Origin of the sequence: uncultured Halomonas sp., assembly GCF_947501415.1 — a bacterium.
In the GTDB taxonomy this organism is placed as follows: Bacteria; Pseudomonadota; Gammaproteobacteria; order Pseudomonadales; family Halomonadaceae; genus Halomonas.
In genome coordinates, this window is the sequence record NZ_CANMVL010000005.1 from 67,441 (window position 1) to 86,975 (window position 19,535).

Below are 19,535 nucleotides of genomic sequence, written 5' to 3' on the forward strand. Positions count from 1 at the left end.
TTTACCGGGGAACGAGAATGAGCGCAGATCGACGCCGCATTACGTCGGCCATACAGCGAATCGCCCGCGAGGATGCCGCCATCCGCAGCCTGCTTGATGAGGCGCAGGCGCGCGGCGATCAGGCGGGTTCTGCTGGCGTGGGTGTGTCTGATGCCGAGCGAGACAGCCTGTGCTGTGACGGCCCAGGAGGTGGCACAAACCCCGGCACAGTGGTGCGAGATCCTGATGAGGGTGGGCAGGATGCCGACGAGGGGCTAGACAGCGACGACCCGGCAAACCTGGACGCCCTGGGCGGTGGGTCGCTGACAGGGTTGACAGACTGCGCCACCGGAGAGCCTGTGTGCTTTGAGGGTAGCGATTGGGTGCCACCGGAGGGCTGGGACACCCCGGCTGCCAGCTGCTATGAGGACGAGACGTATGCGGCTGGCTGTTACTGGTATGTATCACATGCCGGCTCCTGGTGCTACTCGAAGACGTCATCTGGTGCCATAGAGTGTTGGAAGTCGGCCCAGGGGTACAGCAATCTTACCCACTGGCTGAATGACTGCACCCCTTCCACAGGGGCATGCCCTGGCAGTCAGTGCAAGATAGTAGTATCGGGCGTTATCTTCATCTTTCAGCCAATGCTGATGCGCGGTGATTGCTCAGAATCGTCACAAGATCAGCAAGAGGCTGTCGATTCTGGCGCTTGCGACCCACCAACCGATGATGAGGTTTTGATTTGTCGTGACCACTGGCCAGCCGATGGCTGTGTCAACCTCAAGTCGACGCCGAGCGGCCTGGTCGGCAGCAAGTACGACCCCGAGAACGATGGCAGCTACTCCAGGCCGATGGCCGAGATCGAGCTTTGCGACGAGCACGGCAATAAGATCGGGCTCAAGCCCACGCCCGATGGTGGCTGGAAGAGCATCGACAAGCTGCGCCCCAATGAAGACGGCTATCTGTACTCCTCCAGCGGCGAGCGCATCCGGCGCATCTCGCCGGCTGAGTACAGCGATACCGCGACGAGGTGAGTGTCTATCTGGCACTCATGCGACAACGCCCCGGCCATGCGGTCGGGGCGTTTTTCTGTGCCTGGGTGCCTGGTATCAATCAACAGATGGCGCGCAAACCGTGAGACGAATCGCTCTGAGCGAGACAAGGAGGCGTGAATGGTGTTGATAGGAAAGGAAAATTCGCGCTGGTGCGGCTCTACCATTGAGCTACACCCGCCGACTGACGACACCGAGCCCTTGTCACGCTACAATGCGCGCATCTTACACGCGCGCTCGACAGGGGTAACTCTGCAGACCTGTACAGGGGCGCGTACATGAAGCGGATTTTAGCGAATGTCGAACACCGAAAAAGATAGTCAGCTCAGCCACATACGGAATTTCTCGATCATCGCCCATATCGATCACGGAAAGTCCACACTGGCCGACCGGTTGATCCAGACCTGCGGCGGCCTGACCGAACGCGAGCTCAAGGAGCAGGTGCTGGACTCCATGGACCTGGAGCGCGAGCGGGGCATCACCATCAAGGCACAGTCGGTCACCCTCGACTACCACTCGCCGGACGGGAACACCTACCAGCTCAACTTCATCGACACCCCCGGGCACGTCGACTTCTCCTATGAGGTCTCGCGCTCCCTGTATGCCTGTGAGGGCGCCCTGCTGGTAGTGGATGCCGGGCAGGGGGTCGAGGCGCAGTCGGTGGCCAACTGCTACACCGCCATCGAGCAGGGGCTCGAGGTGTTGCCAGTGCTGAACAAGATGGACCTGCCCCAGGCCGACCCCGACAAGGTCTCCCACGAGATCGAAGAGATCATCGGCCTGGACGCCACCGACGCCTGTCAGGTTTCGGCCAAGAGCGGGCTGGGCATCGACGCCCTGCTGGAGCGCCTGGTGCGCGATATCCCGCCGCCCAAGGGGGACCCGGGTGGCCAGCTTCAGGCGCTGATCATCGACTCCTGGTTCGACAACTATCTGGGGGTGGTATCGCTGGTGCGGATCTTCGACGGCACCCTCAAGAAGGGTGAGAAGATCCGTATCAAGTCCACCGGTCGTGACTGGCAGGTCAACGAAGTGGGTATCTTCACCCCACAGCGCCATCAGACCGATGTCCTGCGTGCCGGGGAGGTAGGCTTCATCGTGGCCGGCATCAAGGAGATCCAGGGGGCGCCGGTGGGCGATACCATCACCCATACCAAGACCCCGGATGTGGCTCGCCTGCCCGGCTTCCAGAAGGTCAAGCCCCAGGTCTATGCCGGCATGTTCCCGGTCAGTGCCGATGACTACGAGGATTTCCGCGACGCCCTGGAGAAGCTGGCGCTCAACGATGCCTCCCTGGAGTACGAGCCGGAGAACTCCGATGCCCTGGGCTTCGGTTTCCGGGTCGGCTTCCTCGGCACCCTGCATATGGAGATCATTCAGGAGCGTCTCGAGCGCGAGTATGATCTGGACCTGCTGACCACCGCGCCCACCGTGGTCTACGAGCTTGTGCTCAAGGATGGCGAGGTGATCTATGTTGCCAACCCCTCCAAGCTGCCCGATATGGCCGATGTCGAGGAGATGCGCGAGCCCATCGTGCGCGCCAGCATCCTGGTGCCCCAGGAGTTCGTCGGCAATGTCATCACCGAGTGCGAGCAGCGCCGCGGTACCCAGAAGGACATGCAGTTCCTGGGCAGCCAGATCCAGCTTACCTACGAGCTGCCGATGTCCGAGGTGGTGATGGACTTCTTCGACCGCCTCAAGTCGATCTCCAAGGGCTATGCCTCGCTGGAGTACAACTTCGAGCGTTTCGAAGCCGCCAAGCTGGTGCGCCTGGATGTTTTGATCAATGGCGACAAGGTCGATGCCCTGGCGGTGATCATTCACCGCGATCATGCCCATAGTCGCGGGCGCCTGCTGGTGGAAAAGATGAAGGAGCTGATCCCGCGGCAGATGTTCGACGTGGCGATTCAGGCGGCCATCGGCGGCCAGGTGGTGGCCCGCTCCACCGTCAAGGCACTGCGCAAGAACGTGACCGCCAAGTGTTACGGCGGCGATGTGTCCCGCAAGAAGAAGCTGCTCGAGAAGCAGAAGGCGGGCAAGAAACGCATGAAACAGGTGGGCCGGGTGGAGATTCCCCAGGACGCCTTCCTTGCCGTGCTCAGGGTCAACGACTGATTCCACCAGCTAGGGACAACGAACCGCCATGGACTTCTCACTGCTGCTGGTGATTGCCGTTGCCGTCACCGGCGTGATAACCCTGCTCAACTATCTCTGGTGGCGTCCGGCGCGTCGCCAGTCACTGCAAGCCGCCGAGGCCGGAACCACCGAAGGCCTGCCGTCCAATGCCCGCGAACAGGTACTGAAGGAGCCGTGGCCGGTGGACTACGCTCGCTCCTTCTTTCCGGTGCTGCTGGTGGTGCTGGTGCTGAGGAGCTTCGTGGTGGAGCCGTTCCAGATCCCGTCAGGCTCCATGCGCCCGACACTGGAGATCGGTGACTTCATCCTGGTCAACAAGTTCGCCTATGGGCTCCGCCTGCCGGTGGTGCATACCGAGATCGTCGATCTGGGTGAACCCGAGCGCGGTGATGTCATGGTGTTTCGCTTCCCCAGCGAGCCTTCGGTCAACTTCATCAAGCGCGTGGTTGGTCTTCCCGGTGATCGCATCCGTTACGAGGGCAAGCAGCTTTATGTCAACGGAGAGCCGGTGCTCAAGTCGCTGCTGGCCGAAGGGCCGGCCGAGGCGCCGGGAGAGTTGATGTATGCCGAGCAGCTGGGCGAAGTGGAGCACCGCATCTACAATAATCCGCGAGACCTCGGTCCCCAGATGCGTGAGCTGGTCGTGCCGGAGGGGCATTACTTCACCATGGGTGATAATCGTGACCACTCCAACGATAGCCGCTACTGGGGGTTTGTGCCGGCAGACAACGTGGTGGGACGTGCCTTTGCCGTATGGATGCATTGGGATGGCGGCCTGCCGAGCTTCACCAGCATGCGACTCATTCATTAAGTGTCTCGTTGTACTTTCAAGACGACAGAATCAGATAACAGGATTTTCGTGAGCCAAACCCTCAACGCCTTCAGCCGACGTCTCGGCCACGACTTCGGCGACGACACGCTGCTCGAGCTTGCCATGACCCACCGCAGCTATGGTGGCCAGAACAACGAGCGCCTCGAGTTTCTGGGTGACTCCATCGTCAATTTCGTCATCGCCGAGGCCCTGTTCCGTCGCTTCCCCGAGGCGCGAGAGGGGCAGCTCTCCCGTCTGCGAGCGCGTCTGGTCAAGGGCCAGACCCTGGCGGAGCTGGCTCGCGAGATGGAATTCGGAGAGCACCTGCGGCTCGGGTCCGGAGAGATGAAGAGCGGTGGGCATCGTCGTGACTCCATCCTCGCCGATGCGGTCGAGGCGGTGATCGGTGCCATCTATCTCGATGCCGGCATGGAAGCCGTGCGCGCCCGGATTCTCTCCTGGTATGCGGAACGCCTGGAAGACACCAGTCTGCAGCATACCCAGAAGGACCCCAAGACACGCCTGCAGGAGTTCCTGCAGTCGCGTCAGGAGCCCCTGCCCCGCTACGAGGTGGTCAGCGTAGAGGGCGAGGCCCATGCCCAGACCTTTACCGTGGAGTGTCATGTGGAACTGCTGCAGGATCATACCACCGGCATTGGCTCCAGCCGCCGTCATGCCGAGCAGCAAGCCGCCGAGGTGGCCCTGAAACAGCTTGAGCCAAGAGGAGTCCGGTCATGACCCAGACGTGTGGTTTCGTGGCCATCGTCGGCCGCCCCAACGTCGGCAAGTCCACGCTGATGAACCGTATTCTCGGCCAGAAGGTGTCGATCACCTCGCGGCGGCCCCAGACGACCCGTCATCAGGTGATGGGCATCAAGACCGAGGAGGAGACCCAGTTCATCTATGTCGACACGCCCGGCATCCATATCATGGCCAAGGATCGCAACAAGGCGATCAACCGCTTCATGAATCAGGCGGCCGTGCAGGCGCTGCGCGATGTCGACTGTGTGGTGTTCATCATCGACCGCACTCGCTGGAGCGATGAGGATCAGATCGTTCTGCAGCGCCTCGAGCATGTCAACGCGCCGGTGATTCTGGCCGTCAACAAGGTCGATCGCCTGCAGGACAAGTCCGAGCTCCTGCCCTGGCTCGAGTCGGTCGGCGCGCGCAGGGACTTTGCCGCCATCGTGCCGATCTCCGCCAAGCACGGCACCAATGTTCCTGAGCTCGAGGTCGAAGTGGCCAAGCACCTGCCGGAGAGTGTGCACTTCTTCCCCGAGGATCAGATCACCGACAAGAGCCAGCGATTCCTGGCGGCCGAGCTGGTACGCGAAAAGGTCATGCGCCAGCTTGGCGATGAGCTGCCCTACCAGATGACCGTGGAGATCGAGGAGTTCCGTGACGAGGGCAGGGTGGTGCATATCAGCGCCCTGATCCTGGTGGAGCGCCAGGGCCAGAAGAAGATCCTGATCGGCGAGAATGGCGAACGCATCAAGAGCATCGGCCGCGAGGCGCGTCTCGATATGGAGCGTGCCCTGGGGGCCAAGGTGATGCTGAATCTATGGGTCAAGGTCAAGCGCGGCTGGTCCGATGACGAGCGAGCGCTCAAGAGCCTGGGTTACGACCTCGATTGAGGTGACATGACCCCCGAGCCGGCTTTCCTGCTGCACAAGCGCCCCTATCGCGAGACCAGTGCGCTGGTGGAGCTGTTGACACTCCGCCACGGTCGGGTGCGGGCCGTCGCTCAGGGCGTGCAGCGGCCCGGGTCTCGGTCTCGCGGCAGGCTGCAGCCCTTCGCCCCGCTGCATGTGACCTGGGTCGGCGAAGGCGAGCTCAAGCGCCTGAGGCTGATGGAGAGTCGTGGTGGGGTGGCGCTGCTGGCGGGCGAAGGATTGCTGTGCGGGCTCTATGCCAACGAACTGCTGACACGCACCCTCCCGGTGGAGTTTCCGGTAGCGGAGGTGTTTGCCTTCTATACCTCGCTGCTCGAGGCCCTTCCCAGGCCCGGCTCACGCGCCGGCGCCCTTCGACGCCTGGAGTTTACCCTGCTCGAGTCGCTGGATGCCGCCCCGCGCTTCGTTGCGACCGAGGGTGGCGAGCTCGACCCCCAGGCTCGCTATGTCTACGACGCTGCCAGCCGCGCCTTCCGCCTCGGCCAGCCGGGGATCGATGGTCGTACCCTGCGCCTGCTCGCCGCCGGTGAGTGGAGTGCGCCGGGACTCGCCGGCCCCGCGAAGGCGGTGGCTCGCGCCGCCTTGGCGCCACTGCTGGGCAGCCGCCCGCTGCGCTCCCGGGAGCTGATGCGCGAGCTTGCCGAGACCCGGCGTGCCGGGCTTCGCTAGAAGCTGGGCCCGGCTTCGTCGGAGCTGTAAGCTATAAGCTTTAAGAAGCTAGAAGCTAGAAGCTAGAAGCTATAAGTTTCAAGCAACCCACTTGCCGCAAGGCTTGGCGTCGACATACTGGCTTACGGCTCATTTCAAGGAGACTCTGTTATGCATCCCCCGCGTATCCTGCTTGGCGTCAATATCGACCATATCGCCACCCTGCGCGAGGCTCGAGGCACTCGCTACCCGGACCCGCTCCAGGCAGCGCTGCTCGCCGAAGAGGCCGGTGCCGATGGCATCACCATCCACCTTCGTGAGGATCGCCGGCATATCCAGGAGCGTGATGTTCGCCTGCTGGCGGACGTGCTGAACACCCGCATGAACCTCGAGATCGCGGTGACCGAGGAGATGATGGCCCTGGCCGAGGAGGTGCGCCCGGCCCATGTCTGCCTGGTGCCGGAAAAGCGCGAAGAGCTTACCACCGAGGGAGGGCTCGATGTGGTCGGTGGTTTCGAGACGATTCGCAACGCCTGTCGACGCCTGGCCGCGGCGGGCTGTGAGGTCTCGCTGTTCGTCGACCCCGAGCCGGAGCAGATCGCTGCCGCCGCCAGGGCCGGCGCGCCGGTCATCGAGCTGCACACCGGTGGTTATGCCGAGGCCTCGGGAGACGAGGCCGTCCGTGAGCATGCGCGACTCGCCGCGGCCGCCGAAATGGCCCTCGAGCTGGGGCTGGTCGTCAATGCCGGTCATGGCCTGCACTACCATAACGTCGAGGCGGTGGCCGCCATTCCGGGGATCCATGAGCTCAATATCGGTCATGCCATCATCGCCCGGGCACTGTTCGTGGGCCTCAAGGAGGCGGTTGCCGAGATGAAGCGTCTGGCGATCGCCGGCCAGGAGGCAGGCTTCGTCGCCGCCCTCGAGGAGCACGACCATGACCATGACCACGATGATCACGTGCACTGAGTCATGATTCTGGGGATCGGCACCGATATCGCCCGGGTGGCGCGTTTCGAGGCGGCGCTGTCACGCAGGGGCGAGCGCTTTACCCGTCGCCTGCTGGGAGAGGTGGAGCGCGAGCGTGTCCAGGGACACCCAAGGCCCGCAGCCTTCCTGGCCAAGCGCTTTGCTGCCAAGGAGGCTTTCGTCAAGGCGCTGGGCACCGGGCTGCGTCACGGCATGCGCTGGACCGAGATCCAGGTGGTCAATGATAGCCTCGGTCGGCCCTCGTTGCTGCTGGCCGGCAAGGCCCATGAGCTGGCGCGCAGCGCCGGTGTGCGGGCCACTCATCTGACCCTGTCCGATGAGGAGGAGTTCGCGGTCGCCTTCGTGGTGCTGGAGGATTGAGCCTCGTCGAGCTGCGCCTTGCGCCACTGGCGCAGCTCCTCCATGGCGTCGGTCAGGTCCCCCATCAGCGGGGCCATGGCCATGCGTCCGCGGCTGCGCAGGCGCGTTTCCATGGTCTCCGCGAGCAGCCCCAGGCGTGGTGCACCGCAGTAACGACAGGCACCGTTGAGGGCGTGTATGGCGTCCAGTAACGTCTCATCGTCCCGATCCTCATAGGCCTGGTATATCGCCTTCTCGCTCGCGTCGAGAGAGTCGGCGAGCTGGACGAGCAGCTGGTGCGCCAGCTGCTCCCGTCCACCGGCCAGTCGCGCGCCTAGAGAGAGATCCACCGCGGCCAGCTCCGATGACCGGACGTCCGCCGGTGAAGTGTCGGTTGTCATGAGGTGGTCGGGAGCACTCCCCAGGTGGCGACTCAACAGGGCTGCCAGGTCCTTGCCTCCCAGCGGCTTGATCAGCACATCATCCAGGCCACTGGCCAGCAGCCGACGGCGTTCATCCTCCAGGGCGTGGGCCGTCACGGCGACAATCGGGGTGCGTCGCCACCTCTGGTTCAGGCGGCGCAGCGCTCGGGTCGCCTCGAGGCCATCCATGCCCGGCATGCGGATATCCATCAGCACCAGGTCGAAGTGTTGCTCACGGCCCAGCGAAACGGCCTGTTCGCCACTGCTGGCCAGCGTGACCTCCACGCCGGGGCCGGTCAGCAGCTCGCTCAACAGGCGGCGGTTGGAGTCGTTGTCGTCGACGGCGAGTAGCCGCAGGCCGGTGTCGGGCGTGTCCGCCGAGCGTTCGGTGGCGGCCGCTACGACGTGCTGACCGCTTGCCAGGATGCGTTCGATGGCATCGGCGAATGTGCGCCGGGCTAGCGGCTTGGCCAGCATCTCGCCCCCGGCGGGCAGCATGAGGTCGGGCAGCTCGAGGGGGCTGGCCGTGCACAGCACGAGCGCGGGGCACTGCAGCTCGACGATCCGTTCTTGCCAGTGGTGAAGAAGCTCGGGAGCGTAGGGCGGTGCACCCAGGCTGACGATCAGCAGGCTCGGGGGAGGCGGCGAGGCGGTGTCGGCCGGCAGCGGCGTGGCCCCCCAGCGGCGCAGCAGGTGCAGCAGGGCGTGCCGGCTGGGGGTGTGAGGCTCCTCCGTCAGGATGATCTCGCCCTTCATGTGCAGCTCGGGTGGTCGTTGCGACTCGGGCTCGCCGGCCAGTGGCAGCGTAAACGAGAAGGTGCTGCCGTGGCCCGGCTCGCTCTGGACTTCGATCTTGCCTCCCATCTGCTCCACCAGCTGGCGGCAGATGAAGAGGCCAAGCCCACTGCCCCCGAACTCCCGGCAGTGGCTCGGGGAGGTCTGATGGAAGGCATCGAAGAGGCGCTGCCTGTGCTCATTCGATAGCCCGATACCGGTGTCAGTCACGCTGATGCGCAGGGTGACGCGGTCCGCCTCGCTCTCTTCCATCATGACCCGGACCAGAACGTCGCCATGCTCGGTAAATTTCACCGCATTGCTGACCAGGTTGGTCAGCACCTGGCGAATGCGCATCGGGTCGCCCTGCAGCAGCGATGGCACGTCATCATAGACCATGCCGAGCAGTTCCAGCCCCTTCTGCTGGGCCGTGGGAGCCTGTAGTGCCAGGACCTCGTCGACCAGTTCCACCATCTCCACCGGCATTCGCTCGAGCTCCAGCCTGCCGGCCTCGAGCCTGGAGTAGTCCAGAATATCGTTGACCAGCATCAGCAGGTTGTCACAGGCCCGGTCGACATGTTCCAGCCACTCCCGTTGACGGTTATCCAGGGGCGAGCGCCCCAGCAGACGACAGAAGCCGATGATACCGTTGAGGGGCGTGCGGATCTCGTGGCTCATGTTGGCGAGGAACTCCGATTTCACCCGGTTGGCTTCCACGGCGCGTCGGTGTGCCATGTCGAGCTGCATGTTCTGGATCTCGACGGTCTCCATCGACTCCTCCAGCTCCATGGTGGCCTGAGCGATCTGGCGCTGCATCTCTTCGCGTGACTCCTGCAGGCGCGAGGCCAGCACATTGATATGGGTATCCAACGGGGGCAGCTCGGGGGGAGAAGGGGGCAGGGGCTGGGTGCTCTCCTCTCGGGCCAGTTGCGACAGCGTGGCATCGATCTGCCCCAGGGGGTGCTGCAGGCGCCGATAGGTGCTGGCGGTGGCAAGCCCCAGGATGGCGGCGCCAAGGACAAGCAGCAGACCACTGGCACCCAGCTGTCGGTAGTGGCCCAGCAGCAGCCCGGAGGCATCGACATCCATCACCAGGCGTGTGGCGTTGTCGTCTGAAAGGGGGTGGGTCATGCGCCAGTGGCCGTTGTTCTGGCGTACGATGCCGCTGGTGTGTACCCGGGGAGCTCCCTGGGTCAGGCGGCCGACCTCCACCAGTGGCATGCCGCTGGCGTCGATGATGGCGGCGGCCGTGACCTCCCGCAGGCCAAGCAGGTTGGCGGTATGTGTCCTCAGAGTCGGCAGATCCTCTGCGTGCAACGCGGCCAGCAGGCTAGGCTCGACCAGTGCCGTGGCCTGGTTCAGTTCCGCCTCCAGCTCCGCGTCATGATCATCACGGTGCAGGGACAGGATGATGACCGCCACGGCGAGCATCAGCAGCAAGGGGAGAACCAGTGTGGTCAGCAGCAGTCGCAGCTTCAGAGGCATGGAGGTTTCCGGCGAAGAGTGAGATGAGGTTCATGGCCGAGTGGAGTGCCTGTCCACCCCGGAGCCACACGGATATAATGGTGAAAATACCTTTGGAGAAGGAAGCTTGCATGCACTTTCCGACCATCGAGGACGTTGTCGGCCAGACGCCGCTGGTGCGCCTCAAGCGCATCGGGGCCGGTCGCAACAATGTGCTGCTGGCCAAACTCGAGGGTAACAACCCTGCGGGTTCGGTTAAGGACCGGCCTGCCCTGGCCATGCTGGAGCAGGCCGAGGCACGCGGCGAGATCGCCCCGGGCGACACCCTGATCGAGGCGACGTCGGGGAACACCGGCATCGCCCTCGCCATGGCGGCGGCCATCAAGGGCTATCGCATGGTGCTGATCATGCCCGATAACGCCTCGGAGGAGCGCAAGCAGTGCATGGCGGCCTACGGTGCCAGGCTGATCACCGTGAGCCAGGAGGGCGGCATGGAGGAGGCCCGTGACCTGGCAGAGGTCATGCTCGCGCGTGGTGAGGGCAAGCGGCTGGATCAGTTTGCCAACCCCGACAATCCGCTCTCCCACTACCGTGGCACCGGCCCTGAGATCTGGGAGCAGACCGCCGGCAGCGTGACCCACTTCATCAGCTCGATGGGCACCACCGGTACCATCATGGGGGTTTCCCAGGCCCTCAAGGAGCGCAACCCCGACGTCGAGATCATCGGCCTGCAGCCCGAGGACGGCGCCAGTATAGCCGGAATTCGCCGCTGGCCCGAGGCGTATCTGCCAAGCATCTTCGATGCCAGTCGCGTCGATCGGGTGCTCGATATCGGCCAGCACGAGGCCGAAGAGCATATGCGACGCCTGGCTCGGGAGGAGGGCATCCTGGCCGGCGTCAGCTCCGGTGGGGCCCTGGCCGGCGCCCTGCGAGTCGCCGAGCAGGTCGAAAATGCGGTGATCGTGTTTATCGTCTGCGACCGTGGCGACCGTTACCTTTCCACCGGTCTCTACGCCCCGGAGGGATGAGTCATGGCGATGCTGGGCAAGCGGCGACCGCGTCGCGAGCGGTCGGGTGTTTCCGGCCTGCAGGGCCGACAGCCACACTCGCCGCCATACTCGAGTGTCAGGGGGGGGGCGCCCTCGAGTGAGGGCGAGGCGCAGGGCCTGAAGATCGAGCGCCTGGCCCATGATGGCCGTGGTGTCACCCATCACGCCGACGGCAAGACGCTGTTCGTCGACGGCGCGCTGCCCGGAGAGCGAGTCGAGGTGGCGGTCCATCTGACCCGCAAGCGTTTCGATGAAGCCCATGTGCGTGAGGTGCTCGAGGCGTCGCCGGAGCGCGTCAAGCCGCCCTGCGACTATTACCAGCGCTGTGGCGGTTGTGACCTTCAGCATCTGTCAGTGCCCGCCCAGCGTCGCCACAAGCAGGCGGTCCTCGTCGATCTGCTGTCGCGTCAGGGAGTCGAGTTCGCCGGGGAACCAGAGTTGCTGGCCGGTGCCAGTCAGGGCTATCGGCGCCGTGCTCGGCTGGGCGTGAAACTGGATGCCGAGGGGCGTCTGCACCTCGGGTTCCGCGCACGCCATAGCCATCGTCTGGTGGATATCGCGCACTGCACCATCCTGATGCCTGAGCTCGATGCCCTGCTGGCCCCCCTGCACCGTCAATTGATGGCGCTGCAGGCGCCACGCCAGGTGGGTCACCTGGAGCTGCTGGCCAGTGACCAGGGCTGCACCCTGGTGATCCGCCAGCTCAAGGAGCACGCCGTCGATCGCGAGGCCTGGCGTACCTTCGCCCGTGAACATGGGATCCACCTGGGCTGGCTGGCAGGGCGAGATACCCCCGCCCTGGAGTGGCTGACGCCTCCCCCGCGGCTGAGCTACCGAGTGCCCGGGGTCCAACAGGACCTCGAGCTGGGCATCGCTCCCAGTGACTTCCTTCAGGCCAATGAGGAGGTCAATCGACAGATGGTTGCGACGGCACTCGGCTGGCTCGATGATCTTGCCGGGAGCGTGGTTCTTGACCTGTTTGCCGGTGTCGGCAATTTCAGCCTGCCGCTGGCCTCCGCCGGGGCACGGGTGGTCGCGGTGGAGGGGAGTCCGTCGATGGTCGAGCGCCTGGGTGCCAACGCGCGTGCCAATGCCTGTGCCAACGGTGGGGAGCTGCAGCTGTCGGCTCGCCAGGCCAATCTGGCGAGTCAGGGGACAGTGGCAGCGCTCTTGAAGGAGATCGGCCCCGAGGTGGTGGTGCTCGATCCGCCACGCGAGGGGGCCGAAGGTGCCGCCTGGGCCCTGGCGGCGGCGCCGGTGCCACGCGTGCTTTATGTCGCATGCGACCCGGCGACCCTGGCTCGGGATGCCGCACATCTGGTGCGGGGAGGTTATCGGGTCACGCGCATCGCCGTGGCCGATATGTTCGTGCACACCTCGCACCTGGAATCGATGCTGCTGTTTGAACATTCAGGAATGGAAGAACGGCGGCAAGGAGCCTTGGCCGATGGTTAAAGTACGTGAGGACCAGCCTCTCACCGCGACGGGAAAGGTGGATATCGAACGCTGGGTGGAGCGTCTGCAGGAGGATGTGAGGCTGCGCGACCCGGCCGAGATGATCGAGGCCTGTCGGCTCGCCGAGCGGCTGGAGGGTGAGTCGGAGCGCCCCCATCGGGCCTGGATGGCGGAAGGGTCCAGTTTTCGCATGGGCCTGGAGATGGCCGATATCCTGGGTGAGCTCAAGCTCGACCAGGTGGCGCTGGTTGCCGCGGTACTCTATCGCGCGGTGCGCGAGGGACTGGTCGGCCTCGAGGCCGTCGGCAAGCAGTTTGGCAAGGAGGTGGCCGGACTGATCGATGGCGTGCTGCAGATGGCGGCGATCAGTGCGACCCAGTTGCCCAGCCGCGACATGGGTCAGCATGACCAGCAGGACAATCTGCGCAAGATGCTGGTCAACATGATCGACGATGTTCGTGTGGCACTGATCAAGATCGCCGAGCGAACCTGTGCGCTGCGCCAGGTCAGGGAAGCGCCCCGAGAGAAGCAGCAACGCGTGGCCCGTGAGGTGTTCGATATCTATGCCCCCCTGGCGCATCGGCTGGGGATCGGTCACCTCAAGTGGGAGCTCGAGGATCTCTCCTTCCGCTATCTCCATGAGGATGACTACAAGGCCATCGCACGGCAGCTGGCCGAAAAGCGCCTGGATCGCGATCGCTATATCACCGAGATCGTCGCTATCCTCAACGGTCTGCTGGATGCCCAGGGCATCCACCGCTACGACGTCGATGGTCGGGCCAAGCACATCTACTCGATCTGGCGGAAGATGAAGCGCAAGAGCATCGACTTCTCCCAGGTCCATGATATCCGGGCGGTGCGCATTCTGGTGCCCGAAGTCACCGACTGCTATACCGTGCTGGGGCTTGTGCACTCGCGCTGGCATCACGTACCCAACGAGTTCGACGACTATATTGCCAACCCCAAGCAGAATGGCTACCAGTCGTTGCACACCGCGGTCCTCGGCCCCGAGAACAAGGTCGTGGAGATTCAGATTCGCACCTTTGCCATGCATGAGGAGGCGGAGCTGGGGGTCTGTGCTCACTGGCGCTACAAGGGGCATGACACCCGGGCCAAGAGTACCAGCTACGAGGACAAGATCGCCTGGCTGCGGCAGGTGCTCGAGTGGCAGGAGGAGATCGGTGATCTTGGTGACCTGAGCGAGGGCCTCAACAGCGACGTGGCCCCGGACCGCATCTACGTCTTCACCCCGGATGGCCATATCATCGACCTGCCTCGTGTCGCGACCCCCATCGACTTCGCCTATCGGGTACACACCGAGGTGGGGCATCGCTGCCGTGGGGCCAAGGTCAATGGCCGTATCGTGCCGCTTACCTATACGCTGAAGACCGGCCAGCAGGTGGAGATCCTTACCGCCAGCAAGGGTGGGCCCAGTCGCGACTGGCTCAATCCCAGCCTGGCCTATGTGCGCACCTCCCGGGCACGTTCCAAGATCCAGGCCTGGTTCAAATACCAGGCCCGTGATCAGAACATCATGGAGGGGCGCGCCCTGTTCGAGCGCGAGATGAAGCGCCTCGACCTCGAGGACATGGCTCTCGACACCCTGGCTCGCAAGGTCAACTACGCAACGCCCGATGACATGTACGCTGCCCTGGGAGCGGGGGATCTGCGCATCGGTCAGGTGTTGAACCAGGCTCAGCAGCTGTTCGGTGAGAACGATGACCAGGAGCAGCTCGACCGCCTGCTGGCCAAGCCCAGGCGCACCACGGGCAAGGGCGAGAAGAGCGATATCACCGTGCTGGGCGTGGGTAACCTCAAGACCAGCATGGCCAACTGCTGTCATCCGGTGCCGGGTGAGCCGATCGTCGGCTTCATTACCCAGGGGCGTGGAGTCACGGTGCACCGCGAGGACTGCCCCAATATTCTGCAGTTGAGTGTGGACGAGCCCCAGCGCATCATCGAGGTGGAGTGGGGCGAGCGGGCGCGAACCCAGTATCCGGTCAATATCGAGGTGCAGGCGTGGGATCGCTCCGGCCTGCTGCGCGATGTCACCGGGGTGCTGGGCAACGAGAAGGTCAACGTGCTGGCGGTCAATACCCTCACCGATACCGATGATGGCATCGCGCGGCTGACCATTACCGTCGAAGTGGATGGTCTGGAGTCGCTGGGGCGGCTCTTCTCCCGCATCCAGCAGCTGCCCAACGTTATCGAGGTGAGACGCCTGCGCAGCGGCGGCAAACCCGGCAAGCGCAAGGGAAGGGAGAGGAAGACATGAGCCAGCGCCATGGTCTGGATGATCTGCTGACCCTGATGGCGGTGCTGCGTGACCCCGACCAGGGGTGTCCATGGGACCTCCGGCAGGACTGGGACACCATCGTGCCCCACACCCTGGAGGAAGCCTACGAGGTCGCCGATGCCATCGAGCGCCGCGCCTGGGAGGAGCTGCCCGGTGAGCTGGGTGATCTGCTCTTTCAGGTGGTCTACTACGCCCAGTTCGCGAGTGAGGAGGGGCGTTTCGATTTCCACACGGTCGTGGATACCCTGACCGCCAAGATGCTGCGTCGCCACCCCCATGTCTTCCCCGATGGCAGCCTGGCCTCACGGCGCCCCCCCGACGTTGATGCCGCGGATAGCGAAGCACGCCAGGTCCCCGAACTTGAAGGCATCAATCGCCGCTGGGAGGCCCTGAAGGCCGAGGAGCGTGCACAGCGGATGCGTGAGGCCCACGAGGCCCCCGATGCCTCGGGGAGCGACTCCGTTGCGTCCTCGGTTCTGGATGATGTGCCGCGTACACTGCCGGCACTGTCGCGAGCCGCCAAGCTCTCGAAGCGTGCCGCCCGGGTGGGGTTCGACTGGCCCGACTCCCGCGGGGTGATCGCCAAGATTCGCGAGGAGCTAGACGAGGTCGAGGAGGCGCTGGCCGAGGGGAGTCGGGAGCATGCCGCCGAGGAGGTGGGTGACCTGCTGTTCGCCGTGACCAACCTCGCCCGCACCCTCAAGGCCGACCCCGAGCAGTGCCTGCGAGCCACCAACAACAAGTTCGAGCGCCGCTTTCGTCACGTGGAGGCGGCCCTGGCGGCGACGGGCAGTAGCCCCGCCGATGCCGACCTCGCGACCATGGAGCGCCACTGGCAGGCCGCCAAGCGTAACGAATACAACGATGCTGCCACTTCATCCGGAGACCCCCTGTCATGAGCCATGATCTTCACGAATCCCTGCGTGACAATGTTCGTATCCTTGGCGACAGCCTGGGGCGCACCATTGCCGATGACCTGGGGGGCGACTTCGTCGACAAGATCGAGGCCATTCGCGATTTCGCCAAGCGAGGTCGTCAGGGCGACGAGCAGGCTCAGCGTGAGCTAATCGAGTACCTGCGTCGCTTGCCGGACCGCGACCTGTTGCCGGTGACCCGCGCCTTCAACCAGTTTCTCAACCTGGCCAATATCGCCGAACAGCACTATCGGGCCCGCTTTCGTCGCGTCGAGGATTACCGGCCGGGTACGCAACCGGTGCTCTCCGAGCTGGTGGAGCGGGCGCGCCAAGCAGGCCACTCACCACGCAAGCTGGTCGAGAGCCTGGCCGGCATGCGTGTCGAACTGGTGTTGACCGCCCACCCCACCGAGGTCATTCGGCGCACCCTGATCCAGAAGTACGATGCCATCGACGACTGTTTGACCGCCATCGAATCGTCCGGGGATTATCCCGAGCGTGGCGCCCGGGCCAAGGGGCGTCTCGAGGAGCTGATCAGCCAGGCCTGGCATACCGACGAGATCCGCCACGAACGACCGTCGCCGGTGGATGAGGCGAAGTGGGGCTTCGCGGTGATCGAAAACTCGCTGTGGCAAGCGGTGCCGGACTTTCATCGGGACCTGGACAACCTGCTGCTGGATACCGCCGGCGAGCGGTTGCCTCTGGATGCCGCGCCGATCAGCTTCTCGTCTTGGATGGGGGGCGATCGCGACGGCAATCCCAACGTGACCTCCCGGGTGACTCGCGAGGTGCTGCTGCTGGGGCGCTGGATGGCTGCGGATCTTTACCTGCGCGATCTGGAACAGCTCAAGGCCGAGCTCTCCATGTGGAAGGCCAACAGCGCGCTCAAGGCCGAGGTCGGCGACGCACCGGAGCCCTACCGCGAGCTGCTTCGCCAGCTGCTGGCACGAGTCGAGGCCACCCGTGACTGGGCCAAGGCGAGCCTCGATGGCAAGCCCTACGACGGGGGGGCGATCATCGAGAGTCGTGACCAGCTCTATTCACCGTTGCTTGCCTGCTACCGCTCACTGTGCGATGTGGGCCTCGACACCATCGCCAATGGTGCACTGCTGGATACCCTGCGGCGGGTGGCGGTGTTTGGTGTCACCCTGACCCAGCTCGACATTCGCCAGGAGGCGAGTCGCCACGCCCAGGTGATGGAGGAGCTCACCGCCGGGCTTGGCCTGGGGCACTATCGTGACTGGAGCGAAGAGCAGCGCCAGGCCTTCCTGCTCGAGGAACTCGAGTCGCGCCGACCGCTGATACCGCGGCGCTGGGAGTGCTCGACGGAGTCGCGGGAGGTGATCGATACCTTCCGGGTCATCGCCAGTGAGCCGGCCGAAGCGCTTGGGACCTATGTCATCTCCATGGCGGCAGAGCCCTCCGACGTGTTGACCGTGGCACTGCTGATGAAGGAGGTGGGCGGCGAGGTCAAGTTGCCGATCGCGCCGCTGTTCGAGACCCTCAACGACCTCAATCATGCCGGCGAGGCGATCGACCGCCTGCTCTCCCTGCCCGGCTATCGCCGTCTGATCGGCGGCCGGCAGGAGGTGATGATCGGCTACTCGGATTCGGCCAAGGATGCCGGTCAGCTGGCCGCCGCCTGGGCCCAGTACCGTGCCCAGGAGAGCCTGGTGACGGTGTGTCGTCGTCACGCCGTGGACCTGACGCTGTTCCATGGACGCGGTGGGACCGTGGGGCGCGGTGGTGGCCCGGCCCATGCGGCGATTCTCTCTCAACCGCCTGGTTCGGTGAATGGCAGCCTCAGGGTGACCGAGCAGGGCGAGATGATCCGCTTCAAGTTCGGTCAGCCGGAGATCGCCCTGCGCTCCATGGAGATCTACGCCTGCGCGGTGCTGGAGGCAACGCTGCTGCCGCCACCCGACCCGGAACCCCACTGGCGCGATGAGATGGATCGCCTGGCCGAGATCGCCCACGGGGCCTACGTGGGGGTGGTGCGAGAGGATGACGATTTCGTGCCCTACTTCCGTGCGGTGACACCGGAGGGTTCGCTCGGGCGCCTGCCCCTGGGTTCGAGGCCTACCAAGCGGCGTCAGGATGGTGGGGTGGAGACTCTGCGGGCGATTCCCTGGATCTTTGCCTGGACCCAGGTCCGCCTGATGCTGCCAGCCTGGCTGGGGAGTGGCGAGGCCTTCGCCACCCGCCTCAAAGAGGAGGGGGGGCGTGAGGTGCTTCAGGAGATGCGTGACCGCTGGCCCTTCTTCGGCACCTACCTGGATATGCTGGAAATGCTGCTTTCCAAGGCCGATGTGGGCATCTCTGCCTACTACGAGCATCGCCTCGTCGACGAGCCGAGTCTCAAGGCGCTGGGGCAGCGCCTGCGGCAGCGTTTCGAGCGGCTAAATGAGGTACTGCTGGAGATGCTGGAACAGCAGGAATTGTTGGAGAAGACGCCGTTGATCCACCAGGCGATAGCCGTGCGCAATCCCTATATCGACCCGCTACATGGGCTGCAGGCGGAGCTTCTGCAGCGTAACCGCGACGCCGACGGGGCGATCAGCGCCGATCTGTCGCGGGCGCTGATGGTCACCATGGCGGGTATTGCCGCGGGGCTGCGAAATACGGGGTAACCCGGCTTTGTCGGGAGCTGGAAGAGCGCCGCTTCGCGGCTGGAAGCTGGAAGAAAAAGATTCTTCGCACATCAGCGTGAAGCTGGCCAGCCACAATGAACTCCAGCCTCCCGGTACTCACTGCCGGACTGATTCACGCCAGTTTGCGATGAACCAGAAAAAACCCGGACTCAGATGATTTGGGTTTTCTTCCAGCCTCAGGCTTATGCCCGCGTAGCGGGCGTTCTTCAAGCTCTAGAAGGGAATATGAATCGAGGCGGTCAGCAGGTTGAGATGCGCCATGTCGGGCGCATCGTACTCCTCGAGCTCGAGGCGGCTGGTAAAGCCCGGGAGCTGCAGGCGGGCGCCGAAACCCCGAACTCTGGTGGTGCCGGTCTCCTCGCCCTCGCCGCGTGGAATCACGGCATCGCCCTCCCAGCCGACCAGGCCTGACTTGGCATAGAGCCCGAAATCTCCCAGGCGTATTCCTGCCACCAGGCTGCCGCCGAGGCTGACGGTATTGACCAGTAGTTGCTGGTTCTCGAGGCGGGTCGGCATCTCGTCGCTATGGTGGTAGCGGAATTCGGCACCGAGATCCAGCTTGGGGAGCTGAAATGGACTGAAGCCGGCAATCAGTCGAAAGCCGGAAGTGTAGCCGTCGGGACTCTCGATGTCATGACCGTCGATGATAACTCCGTTCTCCAGCCGCATAAGATTGTCCGGCTGATTGGCGTAGGCGGGGATATGGGGATCGGCTTGCCTGACCACCTCTTCGGCGAGAGAGCCTTTTTCGGCGCCGACTGCACCAAGGGATGTACCGAGGGCAAGACCAGCCAGTAGCGCGGCAATGGTATGACTGGATGAGGTGTGACGGGATGACATGGGTCCCTGTCCTTGCGCTGCGGCCTGATTCGCTCGATCCAG

The 19,535-nt window shown here is 64.3% G+C and carries 15 protein-coding genes; 13 read left to right on the forward strand and 2 right to left on the reverse strand.

Annotated features, from left to right (window positions below; translation table 11 throughout):
• Positions 1-17 precede the first annotated feature (17 nt).
• The 8 genes from Q0894_RS04025 to acpS all read left to right on the forward strand — a co-directional run bounded on the left by Q0894_RS04025 (position 18) and on the right by acpS (position 7,649).
• Positions 18-1,013 carry a hypothetical protein gene (locus Q0894_RS04025; protein WP_299231735.1) on the forward strand — a complete coding sequence of 332 codons (996 nt, stop codon included), beginning with the start codon at positions 18-20 and terminating at the stop codon, positions 1,011-1,013.
• A 315-nt stretch (positions 1,014-1,328) separates the two neighbouring features.
• Complete coding sequence (gene lepA / locus Q0894_RS04030; RefSeq protein WP_299231737.1) at positions 1,329-3,146, forward strand: translation elongation factor 4; 1,818 nt, start codon at positions 1,329-1,331, stop codon at positions 3,144-3,146.
• Between the two features lie 28 nt (positions 3,147-3,174).
• Positions 3,175-3,978: a signal peptidase I gene (lepB, locus tag Q0894_RS04035; protein WP_299231739.1), complete on the forward strand. Its 804-nt coding sequence runs from the start codon at positions 3,175-3,177 to the stop codon at positions 3,976-3,978.
• A 48-nt stretch (positions 3,979-4,026) separates the two neighbouring features.
• Positions 4,027-4,716, forward strand: coding sequence for a ribonuclease III (gene rnc / locus Q0894_RS04040; RefSeq protein WP_299231741.1), 690 nt, complete (start codon positions 4,027-4,029; stop codon positions 4,714-4,716).
• The gene (era, locus tag Q0894_RS04045; RefSeq protein ID WP_299231743.1) at positions 4,713-5,612 is read left to right on the forward strand and encodes a GTPase Era; all 900 of its coding nucleotides are present in this window, start codon (positions 4,713-4,715) and stop codon (positions 5,610-5,612) included. The genes rnc and era overlap by 4 nt, the downstream gene beginning before the upstream one ends.
• A 6-nt stretch (positions 5,613-5,618) precedes the next feature.
• Positions 5,619-6,320, forward strand: a complete 702-nt coding sequence (gene recO, locus Q0894_RS04050; protein WP_299231745.1) for a DNA repair protein RecO — start codon at positions 5,619-5,621, stop codon at positions 6,318-6,320.
• 150 nt (positions 6,321-6,470) lie between these two features.
• Positions 6,471-7,268 carry a pyridoxine 5'-phosphate synthase gene (gene pdxJ / locus Q0894_RS04055; RefSeq protein ID WP_299231748.1) on the forward strand — a complete coding sequence of 266 codons (798 nt, stop codon included), beginning with the start codon at positions 6,471-6,473 and terminating at the stop codon, positions 7,266-7,268.
• Between the two features lie 3 nt (positions 7,269-7,271).
• Complete coding sequence (gene acpS, locus Q0894_RS04060) at positions 7,272-7,649, forward strand: holo-ACP synthase (RefSeq protein ID WP_195687687.1); 378 nt, start codon at positions 7,272-7,274, stop codon at positions 7,647-7,649.
• Here the strand turns inward: acpS and Q0894_RS04065 are convergent.
• Entirely contained in the window at positions 7,589-10,309 is a 2,721-nt protein-coding gene (locus tag Q0894_RS04065; RefSeq protein ID WP_299231753.1) for an ATP-binding protein, read from the reverse strand. The genes acpS and Q0894_RS04065 overlap by 61 nt on opposite strands.
• Before the next feature lie 110 nt (positions 10,310-10,419).
• Here Q0894_RS04065 and cysM point away from each other — a divergent pair, with 110 nt between their 5' ends.
• Genes cysM through ppc form a run of 5 tightly spaced genes read left to right on the forward strand, consistent with a single transcriptional unit; the run spans position 10,420 to position 18,632 of the window.
• Positions 10,420-11,316 carry a cysteine synthase CysM gene (gene cysM / locus Q0894_RS04070; RefSeq protein ID WP_299231755.1) on the forward strand — a complete coding sequence of 299 codons (897 nt, stop codon included), beginning with the start codon at positions 10,420-10,422 and terminating at the stop codon, positions 11,314-11,316.
• A gap of 3 nt (positions 11,317-11,319) precedes the next feature.
• The gene (locus Q0894_RS04075; RefSeq protein WP_299231757.1) at positions 11,320-12,792 is read left to right on the forward strand and encodes a TRAM domain-containing protein; all 1,473 of its coding nucleotides are present in this window, start codon (positions 11,320-11,322) and stop codon (positions 12,790-12,792) included.
• Complete coding sequence (relA, locus tag Q0894_RS04080) at positions 12,785-15,067, forward strand: GTP diphosphokinase (RefSeq protein ID WP_299231759.1); 2,283 nt, start codon at positions 12,785-12,787, stop codon at positions 15,065-15,067. The genes Q0894_RS04075 and relA overlap by 8 nt, the downstream gene beginning before the upstream one ends.
• Positions 15,064-15,987: a nucleoside triphosphate pyrophosphohydrolase gene (gene mazG / locus Q0894_RS04085; protein ID WP_299231761.1), complete on the forward strand. Its 924-nt coding sequence runs from the start codon at positions 15,064-15,066 to the stop codon at positions 15,985-15,987. The genes relA and mazG overlap by 4 nt, the downstream gene beginning before the upstream one ends.
• Positions 15,984-18,632 (forward strand): phosphoenolpyruvate carboxylase, encoded by a 2,649-nt coding sequence (gene ppc / locus Q0894_RS04090; RefSeq protein ID WP_299231763.1) that lies wholly within the window; start codon positions 15,984-15,986, stop codon positions 18,630-18,632. Before mazG ends, ppc begins: the two co-directional genes overlap by 4 nt.
• A 234-nt stretch (positions 18,633-18,866) precedes the next feature.
• Here ppc and Q0894_RS04095 read toward each other — a convergent pair whose 3' ends face one another.
• The gene (locus tag Q0894_RS04095) at positions 18,867-19,493 is read right to left on the reverse strand and encodes a hypothetical protein (protein WP_299231765.1); all 627 of its coding nucleotides are present in this window, start codon (positions 19,491-19,493) and stop codon (positions 18,867-18,869) included.
• Positions 19,494-19,535 lie beyond the last annotated feature (42 nt).